Origin of the sequence: Streptomyces sp. NPDC088387 (assembly GCF_044753385.1) — a bacterium.
GTDB lineage: Bacteria > Actinomycetota > Actinomycetes > Streptomycetales > Streptomycetaceae > Streptomyces.
In genome coordinates, this window is record NZ_JBIVNC010000005.1 from 255,987 (window position 1) to 278,093 (window position 22,107).

Consider the following 22,107-nt stretch of genomic DNA (forward strand, 5'->3'; position numbering starts at 1 on the left):
GAGCTGTCGATCCCCTGTCGGACCACTTTCAAGTGGTTATCGATCGGGTCCGCGGGGCGAACGGGGTCTGGCGCCCGTGGCCGCGTGGCGCAGTATGGACGGGTGGACAAAGTTCGAGTGCTGGTCGTGGACGACGACCCGCCCATCGCCGATCTCGTCGCGACCGTCGCCAGGTACGAGGGCTGGGACGCCGTCACGGCGAACTGCGGCGAGGACGCCCTGCGGCTCGCCGCGGAGTTCCAGCCGGACATCGTGGTCCTCGACCTGATGCTGCCGGACGTGGACGGCTTCGGTGTGCTGGACCGGCTGCGGCGTTCGGGGACGATGGTGCCCGTGGTGTTCCTGACGGCCCGGGACGGTGTGTCGGACCGGGTGGCGGGGCTGACCCGGGGCGGTGACGACTATCTGGTCAAGCCGTTCGCGGTGGAGGAGCTGATGGCGCGGCTGCGGACGGTGCTGCGGCGCAGCGCCGGACCGGGTTTCCAGCGTTCGGTGCTCCAGGTCGGCGATCTCACCATGGACGAGGACACCCGCGAGGTGCACCGCGGCGAGAAGCTGCTGACGCTGACGCCGACCGAGTACGAGGTGCTGCGCTATCTGATGCGCCGCTCCCCGACCGTGCTCACCAAGGCACAGATCCTGGACCACGTGTGGGAGTACGGCTTCGGCGGGCGCTCCAACGTGGTGGAGCTGGTCGTCAGCCGGCTGCGCCGCAAGCTCGCCGACACCGGTGATCCGCTGATCCAGACGGTACGTGGCTTCGGGTACGTGATCCGGCAGGCGGCCGAGTGAAGGGGTCGCCGGGCCGGCTGCGGCAGACGTACGGCAGGCTGCGCCTGGGCACCCGGCTCGCGCTGGGCCTGGGTGTGCTGTCGCTGGTGGTGTTCGCGGTGGTCGGCACGGCCCTGACCACCTATATGCGGGACTATCTGGAGCGCCAGCTCGTCGACCAGATGCGGCAGGCGCAGGTCGTGCAGTCGGAGGACGCCGAGGAGCACGGCTACGTGCTGGAGCAGTCGTACTACGGCTGGTACCAGGCCGTGTACGACGTGCACGGCGCCGATCCCGAGCTGAGGCTGCCGGCCCAGTTGCCGGACGACTCCTCGCCGTTCACGGCGCTCGCGGAGAAGATGCGCAACGCCACGGACGACCTGGCGCGGACGACCTACCTCGACGGCAAGGGCCTGTACCAACTGCGGGCCTGCGAGATCAAACCCGGCGTGGTGCTGGTGACGGCCGCCCCCATGAAGGACATCGAGCGGACCGTGGGGCGGCTGATCGCGGTGCAGGTCGTCGCGTTCGCGGTGGCCCTGCTCGCGCTGGTGGTGTTCGGGCGGCGGATGCTGCGGCGCGGGCTGAAGCCGCTGAGCGACATGGCGACCACCGCGCACGGCATCGCCTCGCACAATCTGACCGAGTCGGCGGCCCGGCTGCCGCTGCGCGCCGACCGGCGGGGCGGCGGCCCCGAGGTCGAGGAGCTGCGGACGGCGTTCAACACGATGCTGGAGCACATCGACGACTCGCTGGGGGTGCGCGCGGAGGCCGAGCAGCGGCTGCGCCGGTTCGTCGCGGACGCCTCGCACGAGCTGCGCACCCCGCTGATGTCGGTCCGGGGGTATGCGGACCTGTTCCAGTACGCGGCGGCCAACGAGCCCGGGGAACGCGACCGGCATCTGTCCCGGCTGCGCGCCGAGGCGGCCCGGATGGGTGTGCTCCTGGACGATCTGCTGCTGCTGGCGCGGCTGGACGCGGCGGAGGTGGAGGCGCCGCTGCGGCTCGAACGGACCGATCTGGTGGAGCTGGTGCAGCAGGCCGCGGACGCGTTCCGGGCGAGCCGCCCGCGCCATCCGCTGACGGTGGCGCCGGGCCCCGAGCGGGTGTGGCTGTCGCTGGACGCGCAGCGGCTGCGGCAGGTGCTCGACAATCTGCTCGCCAACGCGGCCGTGCACACACCGCCCGGCACGGAGGTGTCGTTGTCAGTGACGCTGACCGCCGGCGAGGCCCTGGTCCGGGTGGCCGACAGCGGGCCCGGTATCCCGGCCGCGGACCGGGAGAAGGTCTTCGACCGCTTCTACCGGGTCGACAAGGCACGCAGCCGGGACCGCGGTGGCAGCGGTCTGGGTCTGTCGGTCGCCGGGTCGCTGGCCCGCGCCCACGGTGGCTCGATCGAGCTGACGAGTGTGCCGGGCGAGACGGTGTTCACGGTCCGGCTGCCGCTCGGGGACTCGTCGGACGGCGGTCGGACGGGGCCGCCGCCGAAGCCGATCTCGTTGCCGTCGGGGTCGCGGTAGATCGCCTTGCGCACACCGTTCGGGTAGGTCTCCTGACGGAAATGCCCGCGAAGAGGTCCGGAGACATGCCGTCAGGTCAGGTCAGGTCCTGCCGTGGCGCCGGGGCGCCCGGGAACCCACGCCCGAGTACGGAGTGACCAGGGTGAAACCCGCCGGCGTGCGGGACCGTGGTTCAGGGCATGTCCCGACCCCCGGCCCCGTGTTCCTCCGCCCCCGGAGCCGGATGATGCAGGCTCGCGGCAAGGACGGCCACGTCGTCCTCCGCATGCCGCGCGTCTAGCCGCGCCAGCACCGTGTCGAGTACGGCCTCAACCCCCTCCGCACCACTGAACCGCACGTCGGCAAGCCGTTGCAGCGAGGCATCGATGTCCTCCCCACGGTGCTCGACGAGCCCGTCGGTGAACAGCAGCAGGGTGCGAGCCGGATCGAGCCGGTACGTGACGGCCTCGTACCCCCCGAATCCGGTCCCCAGCGGCGGCCCGACCGGCACCGGCAGCAGACTGGTGCGCCCGTCACCGCCGATGACGGCGGGCGGCAGATGCCCGGCGCTGGCCAGCGTGATCTGCTGCCGGACCGGGTCCACGCGCGCGATGAGGCACGTGGCGGGCCTGCGGTCCGCCTCGCCGGACGCGATGTCGTCCAGCTGCCGCAGCACCCGGTGCGGCGGCAGGTCGGCGGAGGCGATGTACCGCAGGGACTGCCGGTACGCGGTCATGTCGACGGCGGCCTCCACACCGTGCCCCATGACGTCGCCGACGACGAGCAGCGTGCGGCCGAAGTGGAGCCGTACGGTCTCGCACCAGTCCCCGCCGACCAGGGCCCGCTGCCCGACCGGGAGATAGCGGATGGCGACGTCCAGGTTGGGGTGCGGCCGGCCGGGTTCGGCGAGCAGGGCGCGCTGGAGGTCACCGACGATCCGGCTGACCCGGTGGTGCTCGCGCGCGTGCCGGATGTGGGAGGCGGCCCGTTCGGCGAGAAAGGCGAGGGTATCCGTCTCGTGCCGGGTGAAGGGCGCGCCGGTGCGGGCGCAGACGAGGACGCCGAAGCTGTGCTCGCCGGTGGCCAGCGGCAGGCTCAGTGCGGGCCGGGCGCCCGCCCAGATCGCGCCGGGGACGTTCGTGCCGTGCGCCATGGCGACGGCCCACCGCATGTCGGGCAGGACGGTGGGGTCGCCGCTGACGGCGCCGTAGGCCGCGCTGCCGCGGTCCGGGGGTACGCGGACCACGGCCGCGGTGCAGCCGAGGTGTCCGGCGGCGCCCCGGGTCAGCTCCTCGCACGTCGTCCGCTCGTCCAGGGTGGTGCCGATCCCGGCGACGACGGCCCGCAGGGCGGCGAGCCTGCCGCGGCCCACCGGACCGCCCGCCCTGGCGGCCGCCGCGCGGGGCCCACCGTCACGCCCGCCATCACGCCCGCCATCACGACTGCCGTCACGCCCGCCGTCACGTCCCCTGGAGTCGGCGGGCGAGGGTCTTCCGACCGAGCGGAGCCAACGCGAGACACTGATCACCCATAAAGGGTGGCAAATCGTCACAGAGAACGCACTGAATCCTTGGGACGAACGGCCTTCCACGGGTGGCGTCGCCCATCCGCCCGCGCTTCGTCGGCTGCCGGACACCATTCCGTCACGCCGAGCGGGAACGTTTCGGGTGGCTCCCCACCCAGGTGCCGCTCCCCACCTCGCCGCTCGCCTTGCATCCGTCCGTCCCGCGCACCGCTCGGGCGTGACGCGGAAGGACGTCGTACGCCGTGACGCTCATGCCGCTCGAAGGCCTGCCCAGGCCGCTCCCCACCGCCGCACCCGCCCCCGCCGCCCCTGTGCGCTCGCCCGCCGCCGCCCGGGCGGTCCGGCTGGCGATCAGTCTGCTGCCGCTGCTGCTGATCGGCGGCTGGGCGGTGGTCGACCGGCACTCCGTGTCCGACGGCGCCGCCCGGCTGGCCTCGGCCGACCCGTGGTGGCTGCTGGTCGCCGCGTTCTTCACCTGCACCGGATGGGTGGCCGCCGCCTGTGTCCGGCAGGGCGCCATCCCCGAGCGGCTGCCGCCGGGCCTGCTGCTCGCGTCACAGGTCGCCGCCGGCACCGCCAACCATGTACTGCCCGCGAGTATCGGCGCGCACGCCGTCACCCTGCGGTTCCTCCAGAGCCAGGGCATACCGCTGGCCCGCGGCACGGCGTCGCTCGCGCTGTACTCGCTGGTCAAGCCGGTGGCGAAGACCATCGTGCTGCTGTTCTTCCTGGTGGCCTTCCCCGGCATGCTGCACCTCGGCGCGCTGATGCCGGACTCCTGGACCCTGCTCCTGATCGCGGGCGGTGTCGCGGCGGCCCTCGCGACCACGACCGTCCTGGTGGCCGTCGTACGCCCGCTGCGGCGCCCGCTGACCGGCTTCCTCAGGACGGCCCTGACCGACGCGCGGGTCCTGCACACCCGCCCCAGCCGCTATCTGCCGCTGTGGATCGGCGCCGCGGCCACACCTCTGCTCCAGGGCAGTGTGATCGCCACGGTCGGCTTCGCGCTGGGGCTGCCGCTGTCCTGGGCGCAGGTGGTCTTCGCGCTGCTCATCGCCAGTACGGCGGTGGGCGCGGTGCCCGCTCCGGGTGGCATCGGTCCGGTGGACGCGGCGATGGTCTTCACGATGAGCGCCTTCGGCGCCCCCGTGGGCCTGGCCACCGCCACGATCATCGGCTACCGCGTCCTGACGATCTGGGTACCGCTGCTGCCGGGCGCACTGGTGCTGTCGGCACTGGTACAGCGCAAGGTGCTCTGAGGGGGCCGGCATCGCGGGCGGCGCCTCACCGGGCGGAGGCACCCCCGGCGAGGGCGTCACCGGCGGAAGCACCACCAGCCCCCTCCACCTCCCCCGCGTCCGCGTCCGCCTCCGCCTCCGCCTCGGCCTCCGCCTCGGCCTCGGCCTCGGCCTCCCAGCGCAGCAGATCCCCGGGCTGGCAGTCGAGCACCTCGCAGAGCGCGGCGAGCGTCGAGAACCGGACCGCCTTGGCGCGGCCGTTCTTGAGCACCGCCAGGTTGGCGGGCGTGATCCCGACGCGCTCGGCGAGCTCCCCCACCGACATCTTCCGCTTGGCCAGCAGTACGTCGATGTCGACGGCGATCGGCATCAGATCACCCCTTCGAGCTCGGTCCGCATCCGCGCCGCCTCGATCTCCCGCGCGACCGCCTGCGCGAGCAGCGTCCGCAGTACGAGCACGATGAGCCCCACGCCCAGTACGGCCAGGGCGAACCCGCCGGCCAGCAGGATCAGTCCGGGCGCCACGGCCTCGCCGGGTGCCAGAACGGTCCCGAGCGCCAGCACCAGCACGGCGGCCGCGACGAAGGCGACGACCACGATGTCGACGTACCGGAAGGCGGCGTCGGAGAACACCGTGCCGCGCCGGGCCATCGTCACCAGCTTCCACACACAGAGCAGCACCGCCTCGGCCGCCACGAACCCCAGTACGACGATCACCACACCGAAGACCCGCTGGTAGCCGGCGAGTTCGCCACCCTCCTCCGGGTCTACGAACAGCAGCGTCACCACAAGGACCTGGAAGAAAACGGACCCGGCGAGCAGCACCGCGATCACAGCGCGCAACGCGCGCACGGTCATCTCCGCCATCACACCTCCCTCTCTCGATCAACGATGGAAACCTATCGAAAAACGATAGCCGAAGGCAAGCGAAGACCTTCCACGACATGGAAGGAGGGCGACGAGCCGAGTGACCGTACGCGCTCAGCGCTGCGGGCGGGAGGTGAGACCGGTGAGACGGCCGAGCGAGGCGTCGATGTCCTCGCCGCGGTGCTCGACGAGCCCGTCGGTGAACAGCATCAGCGCCTGGGCGTCACGGCGACCACCCTAGAGGGGGTCGAGGCCGTGCGGGTACGGGCGGGTTTCCTGATTCCCATCGCGGCTTCACGGAACCCCCGTGCGGCCTCACGCCTCGTCGGACGCCAACACGTCACGCCGCACGATCGCTCCTCGCTGGACCACGGTGCGCACCCTGGAGTCGAGATCGCGCACGGTGACGTCGGTGCCTCTGAGCAGCACGAGGTTGGCGAGTTTGCCCGGTGCGACCTCGCCGATCTCGTCGGCCGCGCCCAGCAGCTCGGCGGCGGAGCTGGTGGCGGCGCGAAACGCCTCGGCCGGGGAGAGTCCCTGCTCGCCCATGAATTCGAGCTCCTTCAGGTTCTCGCCGTGGGGCGCGATGCCGGCGTCGGATCCCATGGCGATACGCACACCGGCATCGCGGGCGAGTCGCAGTGAATCCTGGTGGGCCGCGACCACGTCGGTGACCTTGCGCCGGGTCGCCTCGGTCAGCACCGTGCCGCTCGCCGCCTGTCGGAGCAGTTTCTGGGGAGCGGACAGGGTCGGCACCAGCCAGGTACCTCGCTCGACCATCATCGTGACGGCCTCCTCGTCGAGGAAGACGCCGTGTTCGATCGAGCGGACCCCGGCGCGGACCGCGTTCTTCACGCCCTCGGTGCCCTGTGCGTGGGCCATCACCGACAGTCCGGCCGCAGTGGCTTCGGCGATCATTGCGGCGAGTTCGTCGTCGCGGAAGTGTGCACTACTCGGATTGCTGCGCGGGCTGATGACTCCGCCCGTGGTGGCGACCTTGATCACGTCGGCTCCCGCCCGGATCAACTCGCGGACGGTGCGCCGGATCTCGTCAACGCCGTCGACGACCGTCGCGGGTGCTCCCGGATGCGGCGGCCACAGTGCATGCACGCAACTGCCCGACACCATCCACTCGTCGGCATGGCCACCGGTCTGGCTGAGCATCCCGATGGCGATGTGCAGGTCCGGCCCGGGGACGAGCCCGGTGGCGACGGCCTGCTTGACGCCCAGATCGGCGCCGGCCGCGTCGCGGGCGGTGGTCACGCCCGTGTGCAGGGTCGAGGCAAGGTTGCGCACCGCCTTGAAGAAGCGCAGCGAGAACGGTGCCTGGATCAGTTGGAGCAGGTCGATCTCGTCCACCGTCACGTGCACATGGCAGTCGATGAACCCTGGGACGACCAGCGATCCGGTGGCATCGAGTTCCTGGTCGCCGTCGAGACCGCTGCCGACGGCGACGATGCGCTCCCCTTCGATGACCACGTCGGCCTGGCTCGCACGGCCGGCGTGCGGATCGAGGACAACACCCCCGCGAACAAGTAGCCGCACGCTCATCGCCCTCCCTCGTCGGCGCTCATACCGCAGGCTCGCTCACAGATCCCGGACCGCGGATGATCCGTACAGCGTGCTGACCCAGATCGTCGTGAGCGCGTTCAGGACGGCGGCCGGGTCGGAGAACGGGGCACGGCCGAACGAGGCCAGCAGGTAACGCTCGTTCATCCAGGTCAGCGCACGTGCCACCTCAAGCGACTCAGCCGCGCGGACGAGGCAGTGCCCGGTCGCGATGTCCCTGTCGATCCGGGCCGCGGTCGCGGTCACCAGGCGGTCGGCCAGCGCGTCGTAGAGCGCTCTGATCTCCGCGTCGCGGCTCGCGGTGTCCGAAATGGCCTGGAGCAGCCGACCGTGCGCGACGAAGATGTCGACCAGTCCGGACAGGCTGCGACGCAGCTCCTCGACGCTGCCGTCCCATTCGGCGGTCCAGGTGTCGGCGGCGTGGCCCAGTTCGAGGCCGACATCGTCGAGCATCGCGGTCAGCAGGTGCTGGCGGTCCTCGAAGTGCCGGTAGAACGCCGTGCGGGCCACCTGCGCGACCTCGGTGATGTCCTCCAGCGAGATGTCGTTCCAGCCGCGCTGTTCGAGCAGCCCGTGCGCGGCGTCCAGCAACCGCCGCCGTGCGTCGCGCCGCTGGGCGCGGCGATGGCCCTTCAGTTCGCCCTCTCGCATCGCCACGCGGGCGCCTCCCGGATTGTCGTCCTTCGTGCCGACCGATCGTAGTGCCCAAGGGGGCGTGAACGGCTTTCCCCGCCCGCAGGCCGAGGAAGTCGATCAGCCGCAAACCAACTGTACCACTTGATGTGTAACTAGATGTGTGATGCCATGTGTGACATCGTGTTACACCCCTTCGACGGTCCACCGCCGGCGTTCACCGAAGGGGAAGCCAGGGCGCGCGGCCTTGGCGTAAGTGATGACAAGGTGGGTATCGCAATGCGGCTGAGCCTGGCTTTCACTGGATTTGGTTCGATTCTGGCTAACCTGCCGGCGGTTCACGCCGCCGACGAAAGCGGGTTCGACGGGATCTGGTATGCCGAGCACATCGGCAACCGCGACGCGGTGGTCCCGGCGACGGTCTACCTACGGGAGACCGAGCACTTGGAGCTGGCGCTGATGGGCGTCTGTAGCGCCGGCCGCCATCCCGGGATAGCGGCGATGGAACTGGCGTCGCTGGCCGAGATCGCTCCGGGTCGGGTTCGCGCGGCAGTCGGCACCGGCGTCCCCGGCATGATCGCGAAGTTGGGCAAGTCGGTGGGCCGACCGGTGCGCGACACCATCGCGCTGCACCAGTCCTTGCGCACCGCGCTGGCCGGCGGTGACCTCAACGTGCAGCAACCGGACTACGCGTTCGCGCAGTTCAAACTCAACCCGCTGGCCGCGGCGCCGCCGCTGGACATCATGGCGATCCGTCCACGGATGATAGATGCCGCGGTCCGGCATGCCGACGGACTGTGTCTGAGCGCCGGCAGTTCGCGCCAGTACCTGGCCAAGACGGTCGCCAAGGTGGAGTCCGCCCTGGCCGAACTCGGCCGCCCTCGCGACGAGTTCCGCATCACGGCTGTGGTGGCCGCGTTCATCACCGACGACATGGCCAAAGCGCGCAACCAGGTTGCCGCCCTGCTCTCCACGTTCGACCCGGCGACAACCGAGTACCTGGCCGACGGGGCCATCCCGGAGGGAGCACTCGCGTCCGCCATCGCCAGCGGCGGGCCGTTCGCCGCGGTGCCGGTGTTCACCCCCGAGGTGATCGACACCATCGCCCTGGTGTGCCCGCCCGAAGGGCTGTCCGAGGGGCTGCGCCGCTACGCCGACACCGGTGTCGACGAGGTCGCGATCACCCCGTTCGGACCACCTCAGGCGCTACCGGATCTCGTCCGAGCCATGGCCGCCGCCCGCCCCTCCACTCTGAGCAGCGAACGGAGCTGAACGACATGACCGATGTCAGCACACCACTCGACGAGGACACCCGAGAAGTACTGCGGCTGCACCGCGAGTTCGTGGACGCCAACGGCCCCTTGGACTCCAGCCACCTGCAAGAGCGCGCGGTGCTCGGGCAGGACGAGCTGATCTGGTTCAACCTCAACGGATCGATCTACACCGGGATTGATCATATCACTCAGCTCTGGGACATGCTCGCCTCCATCATGGGCGGCGAAGCGATGAACGCCGACCTGCGCGACGAGCGCGTCACGGTCGTCGGCGACGTGGCCTGGGTGACCTATCTCAACCACTACCAGGCCGATTTCGGCAACGTCGGCAGCTTCAACGCCGGGATGCGCGGCACCGAGATCTGGCAGCGCCGCAACGGGACCTGGCTGCTGGCACACGTGCACTTCTCGACGCACGTGCCCAACCAGATGGGCGGGCGGTGAACCCGCGGCGAGCTGCCGTGGCAGGTGCGGCCGGCCCGATCTCCGTCCTGTGTAAGGGACTTGAGTCCCCGGGCACGCCGCTGGTCCTGATCCACGGCATCAACGGCGCCGCGAGCCAGTGGACGGGGGTGATCGACCTCGTCGCCGACCGGCCGATACTGGCGATCGACCTTCGCGGGCACGGCGATTCGGCGGGGGCCGCCGACCGTCGGCCGGGTGACTACGGTGCCGAGGCCTACGCCCGCGACGTCGCGGCGGTGCTCGACCACTTCGCCCTGTCCCGGGCTCATCTGGCCGGCGCCTCGTTCGGCGGTGGCGTCGCCGTCACCGTCGCCGCGCAGCGCCCGGAGCTGCCACGCTCGGTCACGGTCATCGGCGGGGCGTTGAGCGTGGCCGGCCACGCCGACATCGACGCACTGCTCGGCGAGCTGAACCGGCGGGGGCCGGTGGCGTTCTTCGAACTGGTCGCGTCGGCCAGTTTCGCCCCGGGCACCGCCGAGACGCTGCTGCGCGACTCGGCCCGGCTGGCGGCTCGCAACGACGTCGAGACCGTCGAGGCGATCCTGCGGGACGCGTTCACCGCCGACGTCTCCGCGGCGGCCGCCGCGGTCGGCGTCGCGGCACTGGTGCTGACCGGCGAGCACGACCGGACCTGTCCGCCCGAGCTCGGCGCGGCGCTTGCCCTGGCGCTGCACGGTCGGCATTCGGTCCTGCCCGACCGCGGCCACATGGCGCATCTGGAGGATCCGGGTCTGATCGCACGGCTGCTCGACCGGCACCTCACCGATGTCGAGCGCCGCCCCTACCCGATCGGAGGCTGACACGGTGCACCCGGTCGACTTCAGCTACACAGCGGCGAGCAGCGTGTCCCAGGTCTGCGCCGAGCTGCCCGCCGATCTCGACGGCACCCGGCTGCTGGCCGGCGGAATGAGCCTGCTGCCCGCGCTCATCCGCCGCGAGGCGCGACCGAGGCGGCTGATCGACATCACCGGGATCCCCCAGCTGCGGCACCTGTCGACGAGCGCCGCGGGGCTGCACGTCGGGGCCGGCATCACCCAGCGCACGCTGGAACGGTCGTCCGAACTCGCCGGGTACGAGTTGCTGCGCCGGGCGCTGCCACTGGTGGGCACCGTGCCCACCCGCAACCGCGGCACCATATGCGGCAGCCTCGCCCATGCCGACCCGGCGGCGCAGCTCGGCGTGTGCCTGGTCGCTCTCGGCGGCGAGCTGACCGCCAGGTCGAGCTCCGGTGTGCGGCGTATTCCGGCGACGGAGTTCTTCCGCGGGCCCTACCGCACCGCGCTGCGACGCGACGAACTGCTCACCAAGGTGACCTTCGAGCGCCCGGCCGTCGGCACGCTGTGCTACTTCGATCAGGTGTCGCTGCGCGGTGTGGGCGACCGGCCACTGGTCAGCATGGCGCTGACCGTGCGTGCGGGGCGGAACAACCAGCCGCGGCTGGTGGTCGGCGGCGCGGGTCAGCGTCCGTTGGCCGCCCCGGCGGAGATCATGGCCCTCGCCGCCGATCCGAGCGACGACGCCATCGCCGCCGCGGCCACCGCGCTCGGACGGGCCGTGCAGTTCGCCGATGACGCGCGCGCCACCGCAGCGCACCGGCAGCGGCTCAGCGTTCGCCTCTTCGGGCGGTTGCTGCGCCAGTGGCGGGAGGACATCCGGTGAGCGCCACGACACATTCGATCCAGGTACGCGTCAACGGGCGGCTGCTCAGCGCCGATGTCGCACCGCGGTATGCCCTGGCCGACTTCCTCCGGGAACGCGCCGGTCTCACCGGGACTCACATCGGCTGCGGTGAGGGGGTCTGCGGCAGTTGCACCGTTCTGGTCGACGGCGCCTCGGCCCGCTCGTGCCTCACCCTCGCGGTGCAGGCCGACGGCGCCGAGGTGACCACGGTCGAGGGGCTCGGCGAAGCCGCCGGACTGTCCGAGGTGCAGGCCGCTCTGCTGGAGTACGGCGCCTTCCAGTGCGGCTTCTGCACCCCCGGCATCGTGGTCCTGATCGAGGAACTGCTCACCGAGGTCGACGCCGGGGCCCGACCGAGCACCGAGGACGTACGCGACCGGCTCGCGGCATCGCTGTGCCGGTGCACCGGGTACGCGCCGATCCTGGCCGCCGCGACGGCCTGCGTCGCGGCTCGGGTGACAAGGGAGGCACGATGACCGTCCCCGACCGCGATGCACGCCGGACCCGGCTGCTCACCGGTGACGGCCACTTCCTGGCCGACGAGCCGGCTGTCGGCGATCTGCACCTGGTCGTCGTGCGCTCGCGCCGGCCGCACGCCCGGATCTCGGTGACGGTCGATCGGGCGCTCGCGGCGCCCGGCGTTCACGCGGTGCTGACCGGCGCCGACGTCCGATCGGTCACGTCACCGATGGCCTCGCTGTGGAACGCGCCGCTCCAGGCCGACGCACCGACCTGGAGCCTGGCCGGTGACCGGGTCCGCTATGTCGGCGAACCGATCGCGGCCGTCGTCGCCGACGACAGCTATCTCGCCGAGGACGCCGCCGAGCTGGTGGATGTCCGTTACGACCCACTGCCGGCCGCCATCGAGCCCGACCCGGACGGGCCGCGCCTGTACGACGACTGGCCGGACAACGTGTACGGACGCACCAGTTTCGAGGCCGGCGACGTCGAGGAGGCGCTGGCCGCCGCGGCCGTCGTGGTGCGCGGTCAGTACACCAGCGGCCGCGTCGCCGGAATGCCGCTGGAGACGCGCGGGGTACGCGCGAGCTGGACCGGCGACGGGCAGAGCCTCACGCTGACCACTTCGACGCAGTCACCGCATCTGGTCCGCGCCTCGCTCGCACACACCCTGCGGATTTCCCCGCTCCGGGTGCGGGTGCTCTGCGGTGATGTCGGCGGCGCGTTCGGCAACAAGGCCTGCGCCACCGTCGAGGAGACCCTGGTGGCCGTCGCCGCTCGTGGGTTGCGGCGACCGGTGCGCTGGATCGAGAGCCGCGCGGAGGCCTTCGTGGCCACCGTGCACGGCCGCGGCGCAACCGTGGAGCTCGAACTGGGCCTTGCGTCCGACGGCACGATCACCGGGCTGCGCGGCGAGGTCGTACTGGACTGCGGAGCGACGCCTTACATGGTCGGGCTCGGGACGGGCATCGTCACCGCGGCCATGCTGTTCGGGCCCTACCGCATCGCGGATGCGTACACCGGGCTGGTCGCGGTCGTCACCAACAAGACCCCGATCGGTGCCTACCGCGGTTTCGGGATGCCGGAGGCCACGTTCGCGATCGAGCGTGCCCTCGACGAGGGAGCACGACGCCTCGGCCTCGACCCGGTCGAGATCCGGCGGCGCAACCTGCTGGACCCCGATGAGCTACCGCACTGGACACCGTCCATGATGTGCCTGGACAGCGGTCGCTACCGCGAGCTGCTCGACGACGTCGCCGAGCACATCGACTGGCCGGGTGCCCTCGGCGCGGCCGCCGCCGCGAGGCGCGACGGCCGACTCGTCGGGGTGGGTGTCGCCTGCTACGTGGAGGCCACGAACTTCGGGCCGTCGCTGACCACGGCGATGATGGGGATCGACAATCCGGGCCATGACCGAGCAGTCGTCCGGATGCATCCCACGGGCGAGGTCACCGTACTGACCGGGCAGATGCCGATGGGGCAGGGACTGGACGTCACGCTCATCCGGGTTGCCGCCGAGGAGATCGGGGTGCCGGTCGAGAGCGTCTCGCTCGTCTGCGGAGACACGCTGGCGTGCCCGTACACCGGCTACGGCAGCGGCGGCAGCCGTGGTGCCGGAGTCGCCGGCTCCGCGGTCATGATGGCAGCACGCCAGATGCATACGAAGCTGCGTGTCCTGGCGGCGCACCTGCTCGGCGCGGAAAGCCCCGACGCGCTGCACGCGGCCGACGGGCGTTTCACGGACCGGTCCGGCCGTACGGTGAGCGTCCAGGAGCTCGCGGCCGCCGCCTACCGGGCCACCGATCTCCCCCCGGACAGCGAGCCGGGGCTGGAGACGTCGTACACCTACGACCCGCGTTCCTTCGCGTTCTCCTACGGAACGGTCGCGGCGATCGTGGAGATCGATCGCAGCACCGGAGCGGTGCGGATACAGCGCCTCGTCTTCGGGCACGACTGCGGCACACAGCTCAACCCGGCCACCGTCGCCGCCCAGATCGTGGGCGGCGTGGCGCAGGGGATCGGCGCCGCGCTGTACGAGCAGCTGCCCTACCTGGACGACGGACGCCCCGTGGTCGAGTCCATCTTCGACTACGCGCCCCCTCTCGCCGCGAACGTGCCACCGGTCGAGCTGCTGCACCTGGAGACACCGTCACCGTTCTCGCTCAACGGCGCCAAGGGCGTCGGAGAGAGCGGGGTGATTCCGACAACGGCGGTTCTCGCCAACGCGATACGCGACGCGCTCGGCCACGGCGGCTCCGTCGTCGACTCGGTGCCGATCACCGCCGAGCGAATCCTCACGGCACTGGACGACCGTCCGGACAGCGCCGCCCATGACTTTCCGAGCACGGCCGACGACCCGAGGGAAGGGCGCTGCGATGAGATACGCGTCTCAGGAATGGCTTGACCGGCAACGCGAACTGCAACAGGCCTTCACACCACGGCCCGGTGCCTGCGCGCGCGTACGGTATCGGCTCCTCGACGCGCCCGGTGGCGGGGAGATCTCCTACGTCGCCGACGTGCGAGACGGACGCGTCGACTCCCAGCAGCTCGGCGACGATCCGAGCGCGGACTGCACCATGTCCTGCACGTACGACGACTCGATCGCGATGTTGCGGGGAGAGCTGGCCCCGACCACCGCGTTTATGAACGGGCAGATCAAGGTCACCGGCAACGTCGCCAAGCTCGCCCCGCTGATGCCGATCACCCAGACCGCGCAGTACCGCAGGCACAATGCCCGGCTGCTCAGCGAAACCGAGTTCTGACCATGTGTCCTCCTCGATGGACGGAGGTGCGGCCATGACCTTCTCGATGCTTGCCTTCGACCCGGCCGCCCGCCAGATGGGCGTTGCCTCCGCCTCGCACTATCCGGGTGTCGGCGCGGTCGTCACCTGGGCCGAGGCCGGTACCGGCGTGATCGCCACCCAGGCGTTCGCGCAGCCGTCCTACGGGCCGCGCGGATTCGCGATGCTCCGTGTGGGCGAGAGCGCCGACGCGGTGCTGGAGAGTCTGCTCGCCGACGACGACACTCCCGAACTGCGTCAAGTCGGCGTGGTCGACGCGTCCGGCAGCATCGCCACGTACACGGGTCCCCGGTGCGTGCCCGCGGTCGGAGTGGCCACCGCGACGCACGCCGTCGCGCTGGGCAACACCCTGGAACACGAGTCGGTCCCGGCCGTGATGCTGAGGGCGTATCAGGACGCCGGTGGCGACCTCGCGCATCGACTGGTCGCGGCGCTGACGGCCGGCGAGGAGGCCGGGGGCGACATCCGAGGCCGGCAGTCCGCTGCGCTCCGAGTGGTCGGCACCGGCCCCACCGACACTCCATGGGCCCACGTCGTACGTGATCTGCGGGTGGACGACCACGCCGATCCGGTGGCCGAGCTGGGCCGGCTGGTCGACCTCTACGACACGTTCGACGTCGTCTCTCGAACAGTCTTCGATCCGCGCGGGGTCCTGCTCGGCGACCGGGCCGACTGCGGTGCCGACGCGTTCGCCGCCGCCGCAGCGCAGCTGGAGCGCGCGGATCAGGCGCTGGGCGGGAATCCGGAGGCGTCGTTCTGGGCGGCGGTCGTCCACGCCCGCGCCGGACAGGGAGCCCAGGCCCGTCGGTTCGTCGACCACGCTGCCCGGCTCAACCCCAGGTTGCCCACCTTGTTCCGTCGCCTGACCGACGCCGGAATCCTCACCGCGGCCGAGGTACAGGCCGCCGAACCGCTCGACCGCTCATAGCCCGGCCGACCACCGGCGAACCGGGAAAACCCAGAAACCGCACCACAACGAAAGCGGATCTTCCGCAAGGACGGTTGTCCAACTGCAAGGAGAAAAGAATGAGCCACGACTATGACGTCATCGTTGTCGGCGCCGGCTTCGCCGGTGCGACGGCGGCCCGCGAATGCGCAACCCGTGGTCTGCGCACTCTTGTCCTGGAGGGCCGGACCCGAGTCGGGGGACGGACCTGGACATCGGCTCTGGCGAACGGCGATCTGATCGATCTCGGCGGCACCTATGTGTACTGGTCGCAGCCGCACATCTGGTCGGAGATCGTGCGCTACGGGCTGGAGGATGATCTGCTGGGCGCTGCTCTGACCCCCGAGAAGGTACTGGTGCCGGTGGGCGACGGTCTCGAGTGGAGTGACCCGGCGGGAATACCCGAGCGGGAGCGCATGATGCTCGACAAGTACTTCGCGCAGTCGCGGGACGTGTTCCCGGACCCGTACAACCCGCTGGCCAATCCCGAGGCCGTGGGTGTCGTCGACAAGATGTCCATCCAGGACCGGCTGGACCAGTTGGGCCTGGACTCCGCGGACGAGGCCTACCTGTCCCGATGGATCTCGGCCGAGGCGCAACGGCCGGCGGCAGAGGGCGGCTATCTGTTCTTCCTGCGGGTGTGGGCCAATGCGGGGCACGAGACCGCCAACGCGATGGACGCGCTGTACGGAAGGCGGCTCCGGAACGGCACGAAGTCCGTGATCGACGCCATTCTGGCCGACGGCGGCTCGGAGGTTCGCCTGGGGGAGAAGGTCGTCAAGGTCGACTCCACCGACAGCGGAGTGACCGTCTCGACCGCCGGTGGGGAAGCGTTCACCGCGTCGGCGGTGGTCGTCGCCACCCCGCCCGGAGTGTGGCCGCACATCGAGTTCACGCCCGCCCTGTCGGAACCGCGTCTGGCAGCGGCGACCGAAGGACTTCAGACTCCGCAGGGGAACAAGCTCATCGCGGTACTGCGCGGGGAGCCGAAGAACCTCTACGTCGTCTCACGTGGCGACCACCCCATCGGTCTGATCTGGACGTCCTTCCGCCGTGAGGGGGACGAGCAGGTCGTCGAGGTGTTCCCCACCCCGGCCCTGAAGGACGCCCACGATCACGAGTCGGTGCGTGCCGGAATCAAGGATCTGCTGCCGCATGTCGAGGTCGGCGAGGTCGCGTCGGCGACCTACGACCTCGACGACGAGTTCTCCCGCGGTTCGTGGCCGTACTTCCAGCGTGGCCAGTTCCTGAAGTACGAGCCCCACGAGAAGCTCAGCCGACCCGAGAGCGGTGGCCGCGTCGCGTTCGCCTGTTCGGAGGTGGCGAAAGGCTGGTGCGGCTTTATCGACGGTGCCATCGAGTCCGGGCTGCGCGCCTCGCGCCAGGTCCGCGATGTCGTGGGCGACGGATCCGGGCGGGACTGAAGCACGCCGTCCGACCGTGGCCGACGCATCCGAATCGGGGCAGGGCCCCGGGCGAAATGCGCCCCGGCCACGGTCGGCGGCTCCACCCCCGTCGGTTTCTCACCGGGGACGGGATCAGTCCGTCTCGGGATCCAGCCGCAGCGAAACGGAGTTGATGCAGTACCGCTGATCGGTGGGGGTCGCGTAGCCCTCACCCTCGAACACGTGCCCGAGGTGCGAGCCGCAGCGGGCGCAGCTCACCTCCGTGCGGACCATGCCGTGCGTACGGTCCTCGATCAGCTCGACGGCGTCGGACTCCTTCGGGTCGAAGAAGCTCGGCCACCCGCAGTGGGAGTCGAACTTGGTCTCGGAGGTGAACAGCTCGGCGCCGCAGGCGCGACACGCGTACACGCCCTTGGTCTTGGTGTCGGTGTACTCACCGGTGAACGCGGGCTCGGTCGCCGCCTGGCGCAGTACCGCGTACTCCGCCGGGTTCAGCTCCGCGCGCCACTGCTCGTCCGGCTTCTCGACGTCGTACGACATGGCTGTCAGCCCCTTACTTCGACAGGCGGTCCAGAATGTGCGGGCCCAGGTCGGTGACATCGCCCGCGCCCATGGTGAGAACCAGATCGCCTGCCTTCGCCATTCCCGCGACCACCGTCGGCGCCTCGTCCTTGTTGTGCACGGGGGTCACGTCGGCGCCGGCCGCGCGGGCCGCCTCGATGATCAGCTCGCTGGTGACGCCGGGGATCGGGTCCTCGCGGGCCGGGTAGATGTCGAGCACGACGGACGCGTCGGCAAGGGCGAGGGCCTGGCCCATCTCCTTGCCGAGTTCCTGGGTGCGCGAGAAGAGGTGCGGCTGGAAGACGACGAGGATCCGCCCGTCCCCGGCGGCCGCGCGCATCGCCTCCAGGTCGGCGGTCATCTCGGTCGGGTGGTGGGCGTAGGAGTCGATCACCTGCACCCCGGCCGCCTCGCCCATCAGCTGGAGCCGCCGCTTCACGCCGGAGTACGCGGCAAGCGCCGGTGCCAGTTCGGCGGCCGGGACCCCGAGGGCTACACCCGCGGCGAGCGCGGCGACGGCGTTGTGCGCGTAGTGCCGGCCCGGCACGGAGACGGCGAAGGTCAGCTCGGTGCCGTCCATGACGACGGTGACCTCGCTCTTCAGCCCCTGCGCCACGACGGAGGTGATCCGCACGTCGGCGTCCTCGGACTCGCCGTACGTCACCACCCGTACACCCCGGTCCGCGACCCGCCGGGTCAGCTCGCGGGCGCCGTCATGGTCCGCGGCGATCACCAGGGTGCCGCCCTCGGTGATCCGGTCCACGAACGTCTCGAAGGACTCGTAGATCTCCTCCATCGACGCGTAGTTCGCGTGGTGGTCCAGCTCGACGTTGAGGACGATGGCGACCTCGGGCGCGTACTTGTGGAAGCTGCGGTCCGACTCGTCCGCCTCCGCGACGAAGATCTCCCCCTCGCCGTGCAGCGCGTTGGAGCCGGGCGCGTCCAGGTCGCCGCCGATCGCGTACGAGGGCTTCAGCCCCAGCTCGCTCAGCGACACCGCGAGCATCGAGGTGGTCGTCGTCTTGCCGTGCGTACCGGCGACCGCGATCGGACGCAGGCCCTCCATCAGCGCGGCCAGCGCGTCGGACCGGTGCACCACCGGGACGCCCAGCTCGGCGGCGCGGGCCAGTTCCGGGTTGTCGGCCCGGATCGCCGAGGACACCACCACACAGCTGGCGTCGTCGGCCAGGTGCCCGGCCGCGTGCCCGATGTGCACGGTGACGCCGAGCGCCCGCAGCGCCTCCGCGGTCGCGGACTCCTTGGCGTCGCTCCCGGCGACCACGGCCCCCCGCTGCGCGAGCACCTTCGCGATCCCCGACATCCCGGCCCCACCGATCCCGATGAAGTGCGGACGTTCCATGGCGGCAGGAAGACCGGGTGCCATGCGTTTTCTCCAAGCAAGCGATACGACAGACGGACGCACGCACACCCTATTCCCTGCACCGCCGGCGCCCTTGCAGGAGGCGGAAGGCGAACGCCGAGAAGGGGCGCGGCCGCGTCAATCCGCGGCTCCGCCGCACGATCCCCGGGCAACCGCAACGCCGAGAAGGGGCGCGGGGAACTGCGCGACCAGCCCCCCACCGGCCCGCACCCGAAACCGCGCCCCCGAAACCGCGCCCCGCCCCCGCCCCCCTACACCTTGCTGTGCGAGAACAGCTTCAACACCGGCACCCCCACCTTGTGCCGGGCACGCGACGCCCAGTCCCGGTGGAAGAACTCCTCCACGTAGTGGGGATCCGTCAGCACGATCACCTCGTCCGCGCCGACCTCCTCCACAACCCCCTTCAACGCGTCCAGCGGATGATCCTCGATCAACCGCCCCTCCGCCTCGTTCCCGGAGGCCCGCAACGCCTGCAACGACACGTCCAGCGCCCGCTGCCCCTCACCGCGCGCCTCCGCCCCCTCCGGCGTCTCGTTCTCCCGTGCCGCCTCGTCGAGTTCGCCGAGCGCAAGGTCGTCGATGGCCCGCAGCAACCGGTCCGCCTGATCCCCCCGCGGCTGGAGCAGCACATGGAATCCGACCGACTCGTCGCCGTGCAAGGTCGTGACGAATTCCACGTCGGCGGACGTCAGGGCCTTCTCGATCATCAAAACGCTTGTGAACACCAGGCGCCCCTTCTGCTTCGAGGGCCCGGTCGGGCCCTCCGTCCTGCGTGAGCCGTTCAAGCCCCTGCGGAAACCATCCTGCCCCGTGATCGCACGGGTACCGCGTGACTTAGTCTGCCCGTCGCACGCTAACCGGAACGACACATTCCGTTGATTTACGACTGACGGTAGCGGCCGAACAGAAACCCGGCCTCTTCCAGCAGGGACACGAGTTCGAACCGCTGCGGAACCGTCACCGGCGGCCCGTCGGCGATGCGCTGCGCGTTCCCCGCGACCAGCAGCGGCGAGATCGTCAGACACAGCTCGTCCAGTACGTCCGCCGCCACGAACTGTCCGAGCAGCCGCGGCCCGCCCTCGGTGAGCAGCCGGCGATGGCCCAGTTCAGCGAGGGCCCGTACCGCGCGGGCGGGATCCACGCCGGTGCCGTCGCCGGCGATCACCACGCGGGCCCCGGCGCGCTCGGCCGCCGCGATCCGGTCGGCCGGGGAGTCGGCGCCGGTCAGGATGATCGTGGGCACCAGCGGCGAGGTGAACAGCGGGAGCGAGAAGTCCAGGTCGAGGCTTGCCGTGACCACCGCGACGGCGGGTGCAGGGCCCTGTCCGGCGGCCGCCCGGCGCGCGGCGAACTCGGTACGCGCGCGTGCCGGCCGGTACTGCTCCTGGCGTACCGTTTCTGCGCCCACGACCACGGCATCCGCGAGCGCCCGCAGCGTGCCGAAGACGCGCATGTCGGCCGCGCCCGAGATCGGCTTGGACCGTCCGTCGTGCTGGCCGGCCCCGTCCAGCGTGGACACCATGTTGGCGCGCAGCCACACCCGCGGCCGCCCGTCGGGGCCCGGCTCGTCGGGGTACGGATACACGTCGGCCAGCTCGCCAAGACTCCACTCACGGTCACCCACCCCGCCGCCAGAGCCCGGCTCCCCCGTCCCGGCCGCCCCCTCCGCATCAGGGCCTCCGCCCGAAGGACGAGCTGCTGTTTCATCGGTCACAGGGAACAGGCGTCGCATGCCGTGCAGTGTTCCACGCCGCCTACCATGGTGAACCGTGTCGTCCTCCCCCGCCGCCTCCGGCCCCGGCCCGATAACCGACGCGGCCCCGCTGTCGCTGTGCGACCGCGCCCCGCACGTCCCCGCGGACCGTCTGGTCGCCGAGATGGTGCCGCCGCCGCGGTTCGACTCGGTGCGCTTCAGCACGTATCTGCCGGATCCGAACCAGCCGAGCCAGAGCGAGGCCGTCCGGGTCCTGGAGGGCTTCGCGACCGGACTGACCGGGGCACCCGCGGGCGGCGCGAAGCGCGGCTTCCTCGGCTTCGGCCGGGCGAAGGCGCCCAGGGTTCCGGCGGGCCCGCGCGGTGTCTACCTGGACGGCGGCTACGGCGTCGGCAAGACCCACCTCCTGGCCTCCCTGTGGCACGCCACCCCGGCGGAGCCCGCGCTCAAGGCGTTCGGCACCTTCGTGGAGCTGACGAACCTGGTCGGCGCGCTGGGCTTCCAGCAGACCGTGCAGACCCTCTCCGGTCACCGGCTGCTCTGCATCGACGAGTTCGAGCTGGACGACCCGGGCGACACCGTGCTGGTCTCGACGCTCCTCGGCCGGCTGGTGGAGGCGGGTGTGGCGCTCGCCGCCACCTCGAACACCCTGCCCGGCAAGCTCGGCGAGGGCCGGTTCGCGTCCGCCGACTTCCTGCGCGAGATCCAGGGCCTGTCCGCCCACTTCCGCGCCCTGCGCATCGACGGCGAGGACTACCGCCACCGCGGCCTGCCCGAGGCGCCGGCGCCGTACTCGGACGAGCAGGTGACCAGGACGGCGTACGCCACCGCGGGGGCCTCGCTCGACGACTTCCCGCACCTGCTGGAGCACCTCGCCAAGGTCCACCCCAGCCGGTACGGCGCGCTGACGGGCGGCCTGAAAGCGGTGTGCCTGACCGATGTGCGGCCGGTTCCCGACCAGGCGACCGCACTGCGCCTCGTGGTGCTCGCCGACCGGCTCTACGACCGTGAGGTGCCGGTCCTGGCCTCGGGGCTGCCGTTCGACCAGTTGTTCAGCGAGGAGATGCTGAACGGCGGGTACCGCAAGAAGTACTTCCGGGCCATCTCCCGGCTCACCGCGCTGGCCCGTGACGCCAAGCCGCTGGTCGAGGGCCGGTAGGGGCCCGGGGACGCCGGCCCCGGGCCACAAGTGGATCAACGACGGGTTCGCGCCATCCGACCCGCACTTTTAAGGCTCTCTTCCTTCTGAAACGCCGAGTTAACCCTGCAAACAACTTCGCAGGGTTAACGTGTTTCTTGACCAGCTGTTGACCAACAG

22 protein-coding genes are annotated in these 22,107 nt (G+C 71.0%); 13 read left to right on the forward strand and 9 right to left on the reverse strand.

Annotation, left to right across the window (positions count from 1 at the left end):
- Positions 1-102: 102 nt before the first annotated feature.
- Together ACIQAC_RS15880 and ACIQAC_RS15885 are read left to right on the forward strand one after the other, a co-directional pair.
- Positions 103-792, forward strand: a complete 690-nt coding sequence (locus ACIQAC_RS15880) for a response regulator transcription factor (protein WP_402191203.1) — start codon at positions 103-105, stop codon at positions 790-792.
- The gene (locus ACIQAC_RS15885; RefSeq protein ID WP_402191204.1) at positions 789-2,291 is read left to right on the forward strand and encodes a sensor histidine kinase; all 1,503 of its coding nucleotides are present in this window, start codon (positions 789-791) and stop codon (positions 2,289-2,291) included. The genes ACIQAC_RS15880 and ACIQAC_RS15885 overlap by 4 nt, the downstream gene beginning before the upstream one ends.
- Positions 2,292-2,463: 172 nt before the next feature.
- On the opposite strand, the gene ACIQAC_RS15890 is transcribed toward ACIQAC_RS15885, so the two are convergent.
- Positions 2,464-3,642, reverse strand: a complete 1,179-nt coding sequence (locus ACIQAC_RS15890; protein WP_402191206.1) for a PP2C family protein-serine/threonine phosphatase — start codon at positions 3,640-3,642, stop codon at positions 2,464-2,466.
- Positions 3,643-4,037: 395 nt separating this feature from the next.
- Between ACIQAC_RS15890 and ACIQAC_RS15895 the strand changes: the two genes are divergently transcribed.
- Complete coding sequence (locus ACIQAC_RS15895; protein WP_402191208.1) at positions 4,038-5,054, forward strand: YbhN family protein; 1,017 nt, start codon at positions 4,038-4,040, stop codon at positions 5,052-5,054.
- 25 nt (positions 5,055-5,079) lie between these two features.
- Here the strand turns inward: ACIQAC_RS15895 and ACIQAC_RS15900 are convergent, their stop codons facing one another.
- The 4 genes from ACIQAC_RS15900 to ACIQAC_RS15915 all read right to left on the reverse strand — a co-directional run bounded on the left by ACIQAC_RS15900 (position 5,080) and on the right by ACIQAC_RS15915 (position 8,120).
- Positions 5,080-5,403, reverse strand: coding sequence for a helix-turn-helix domain-containing protein (locus ACIQAC_RS15900; protein ID WP_402191211.1), 324 nt, complete (start codon positions 5,401-5,403; stop codon positions 5,080-5,082).
- Positions 5,403-5,900: a DUF2975 domain-containing protein gene (locus tag ACIQAC_RS15905; protein ID WP_402191213.1), complete on the reverse strand. Its 498-nt coding sequence runs from the start codon at positions 5,898-5,900 to the stop codon at positions 5,403-5,405. The genes ACIQAC_RS15900 and ACIQAC_RS15905 overlap by 1 nt, the downstream gene beginning before the upstream one ends.
- Positions 5,901-6,215: 315 nt before the next feature.
- The gene (locus ACIQAC_RS15910) at positions 6,216-7,445 is read right to left on the reverse strand and encodes an amidohydrolase family protein (RefSeq protein WP_402191215.1); all 1,230 of its coding nucleotides are present in this window, start codon (positions 7,443-7,445) and stop codon (positions 6,216-6,218) included.
- A 42-nt stretch (positions 7,446-7,487) separates the two neighbouring features.
- A complete protein-coding gene (locus ACIQAC_RS15915) occupies positions 7,488-8,120 on the reverse strand; it encodes a TetR/AcrR family transcriptional regulator (protein ID WP_402191758.1) in 633 nt (210 codons plus the stop codon).
- 153 nt (positions 8,121-8,273) lie between these two features.
- On the opposite strand from ACIQAC_RS15915, the gene ACIQAC_RS15920 reads away from it, so the two are divergent.
- The 9 genes from ACIQAC_RS15920 to ACIQAC_RS15960 all read left to right on the forward strand — a co-directional run bounded on the left by ACIQAC_RS15920 (position 8,274) and on the right by ACIQAC_RS15960 (position 17,151).
- On the forward strand, positions 8,274-9,374 hold the full coding sequence (locus ACIQAC_RS15920; RefSeq protein ID WP_402191217.1) for an LLM class flavin-dependent oxidoreductase: 1,101 nt from the start codon (positions 8,274-8,276) through the stop codon (positions 9,372-9,374).
- A 5-nt stretch (positions 9,375-9,379) separates the two neighbouring features.
- A complete protein-coding gene (locus ACIQAC_RS15925; RefSeq protein ID WP_402191218.1) occupies positions 9,380-9,820 on the forward strand; it encodes a YybH family protein in 441 nt (146 codons plus the stop codon).
- A gap of 17 nt (positions 9,821-9,837) precedes the next feature.
- Positions 9,838-10,641, forward strand: coding sequence for an alpha/beta fold hydrolase (locus ACIQAC_RS15930; RefSeq protein WP_402191220.1), 804 nt, complete (start codon positions 9,838-9,840; stop codon positions 10,639-10,641).
- Between the two features lie 4 nt (positions 10,642-10,645).
- Positions 10,646-11,500, forward strand: coding sequence for an FAD binding domain-containing protein (locus tag ACIQAC_RS15935; RefSeq protein WP_402191223.1), 855 nt, complete (start codon positions 10,646-10,648; stop codon positions 11,498-11,500).
- The gene (locus ACIQAC_RS15940) at positions 11,497-11,997 is read left to right on the forward strand and encodes a (2Fe-2S)-binding protein (protein ID WP_402191225.1); all 501 of its coding nucleotides are present in this window, start codon (positions 11,497-11,499) and stop codon (positions 11,995-11,997) included. The genes ACIQAC_RS15935 and ACIQAC_RS15940 overlap by 4 nt, the downstream gene beginning before the upstream one ends.
- Positions 11,994-14,384 (forward strand): xanthine dehydrogenase family protein molybdopterin-binding subunit, encoded by a 2,391-nt coding sequence (locus ACIQAC_RS15945; RefSeq protein ID WP_402191227.1) that lies wholly within the window; start codon positions 11,994-11,996, stop codon positions 14,382-14,384. The genes ACIQAC_RS15940 and ACIQAC_RS15945 overlap by 4 nt, the downstream gene beginning before the upstream one ends.
- Positions 14,356-14,742, forward strand: coding sequence for an SCP2 sterol-binding domain-containing protein (locus ACIQAC_RS15950; protein ID WP_402191229.1), 387 nt, complete (start codon positions 14,356-14,358; stop codon positions 14,740-14,742). Before ACIQAC_RS15945 ends, ACIQAC_RS15950 begins: the two co-directional genes overlap by 29 nt.
- Before the next feature lie 34 nt (positions 14,743-14,776).
- The gene (locus tag ACIQAC_RS15955) at positions 14,777-15,709 is read left to right on the forward strand and encodes a DUF1028 domain-containing protein (RefSeq protein WP_402191231.1); all 933 of its coding nucleotides are present in this window, start codon (positions 14,777-14,779) and stop codon (positions 15,707-15,709) included.
- Positions 15,710-15,807: 98 nt separating this feature from the next.
- On the forward strand, positions 15,808-17,151 hold the full coding sequence (locus tag ACIQAC_RS15960) for a flavin monoamine oxidase family protein (protein ID WP_402191233.1): 1,344 nt from the start codon (positions 15,808-15,810) through the stop codon (positions 17,149-17,151).
- A gap of 114 nt (positions 17,152-17,265) precedes the next feature.
- Here ACIQAC_RS15960 and msrB read toward each other — a convergent pair whose 3' ends face one another.
- From msrB to ACIQAC_RS15980, 4 genes are all read right to left on the reverse strand, one after another.
- Positions 17,266-17,673 (reverse strand): peptide-methionine (R)-S-oxide reductase MsrB, encoded by a 408-nt coding sequence (msrB, locus tag ACIQAC_RS15965; protein ID WP_402191235.1) that lies wholly within the window; start codon positions 17,671-17,673, stop codon positions 17,266-17,268.
- A gap of 13 nt (positions 17,674-17,686) precedes the next feature.
- Positions 17,687-19,078, reverse strand: coding sequence for a UDP-N-acetylmuramate--L-alanine ligase (gene murC, locus ACIQAC_RS15970; protein WP_402191236.1), 1,392 nt, complete (start codon positions 19,076-19,078; stop codon positions 17,687-17,689).
- 248 nt (positions 19,079-19,326) lie between these two features.
- Entirely contained in the window at positions 19,327-19,800 is a 474-nt protein-coding gene (locus ACIQAC_RS15975) for an indole-3-glycerol phosphate synthase (protein WP_402191238.1), read from the reverse strand.
- 155 nt (positions 19,801-19,955) lie between these two features.
- The gene (locus ACIQAC_RS15980) at positions 19,956-20,807 is read right to left on the reverse strand and encodes a pyrimidine reductase family protein (RefSeq protein WP_402191240.1); all 852 of its coding nucleotides are present in this window, start codon (positions 20,805-20,807) and stop codon (positions 19,956-19,958) included.
- A gap of 37 nt (positions 20,808-20,844) precedes the next feature.
- Here ACIQAC_RS15980 and zapE point away from each other — a divergent pair, with 37 nt between their 5' ends.
- Positions 20,845-21,948, forward strand: coding sequence for a cell division protein ZapE (gene zapE / locus ACIQAC_RS15985; RefSeq protein WP_402191241.1), 1,104 nt, complete (start codon positions 20,845-20,847; stop codon positions 21,946-21,948).
- The last annotated feature ends 159 nt before the right edge of the window (positions 21,949-22,107 follow it).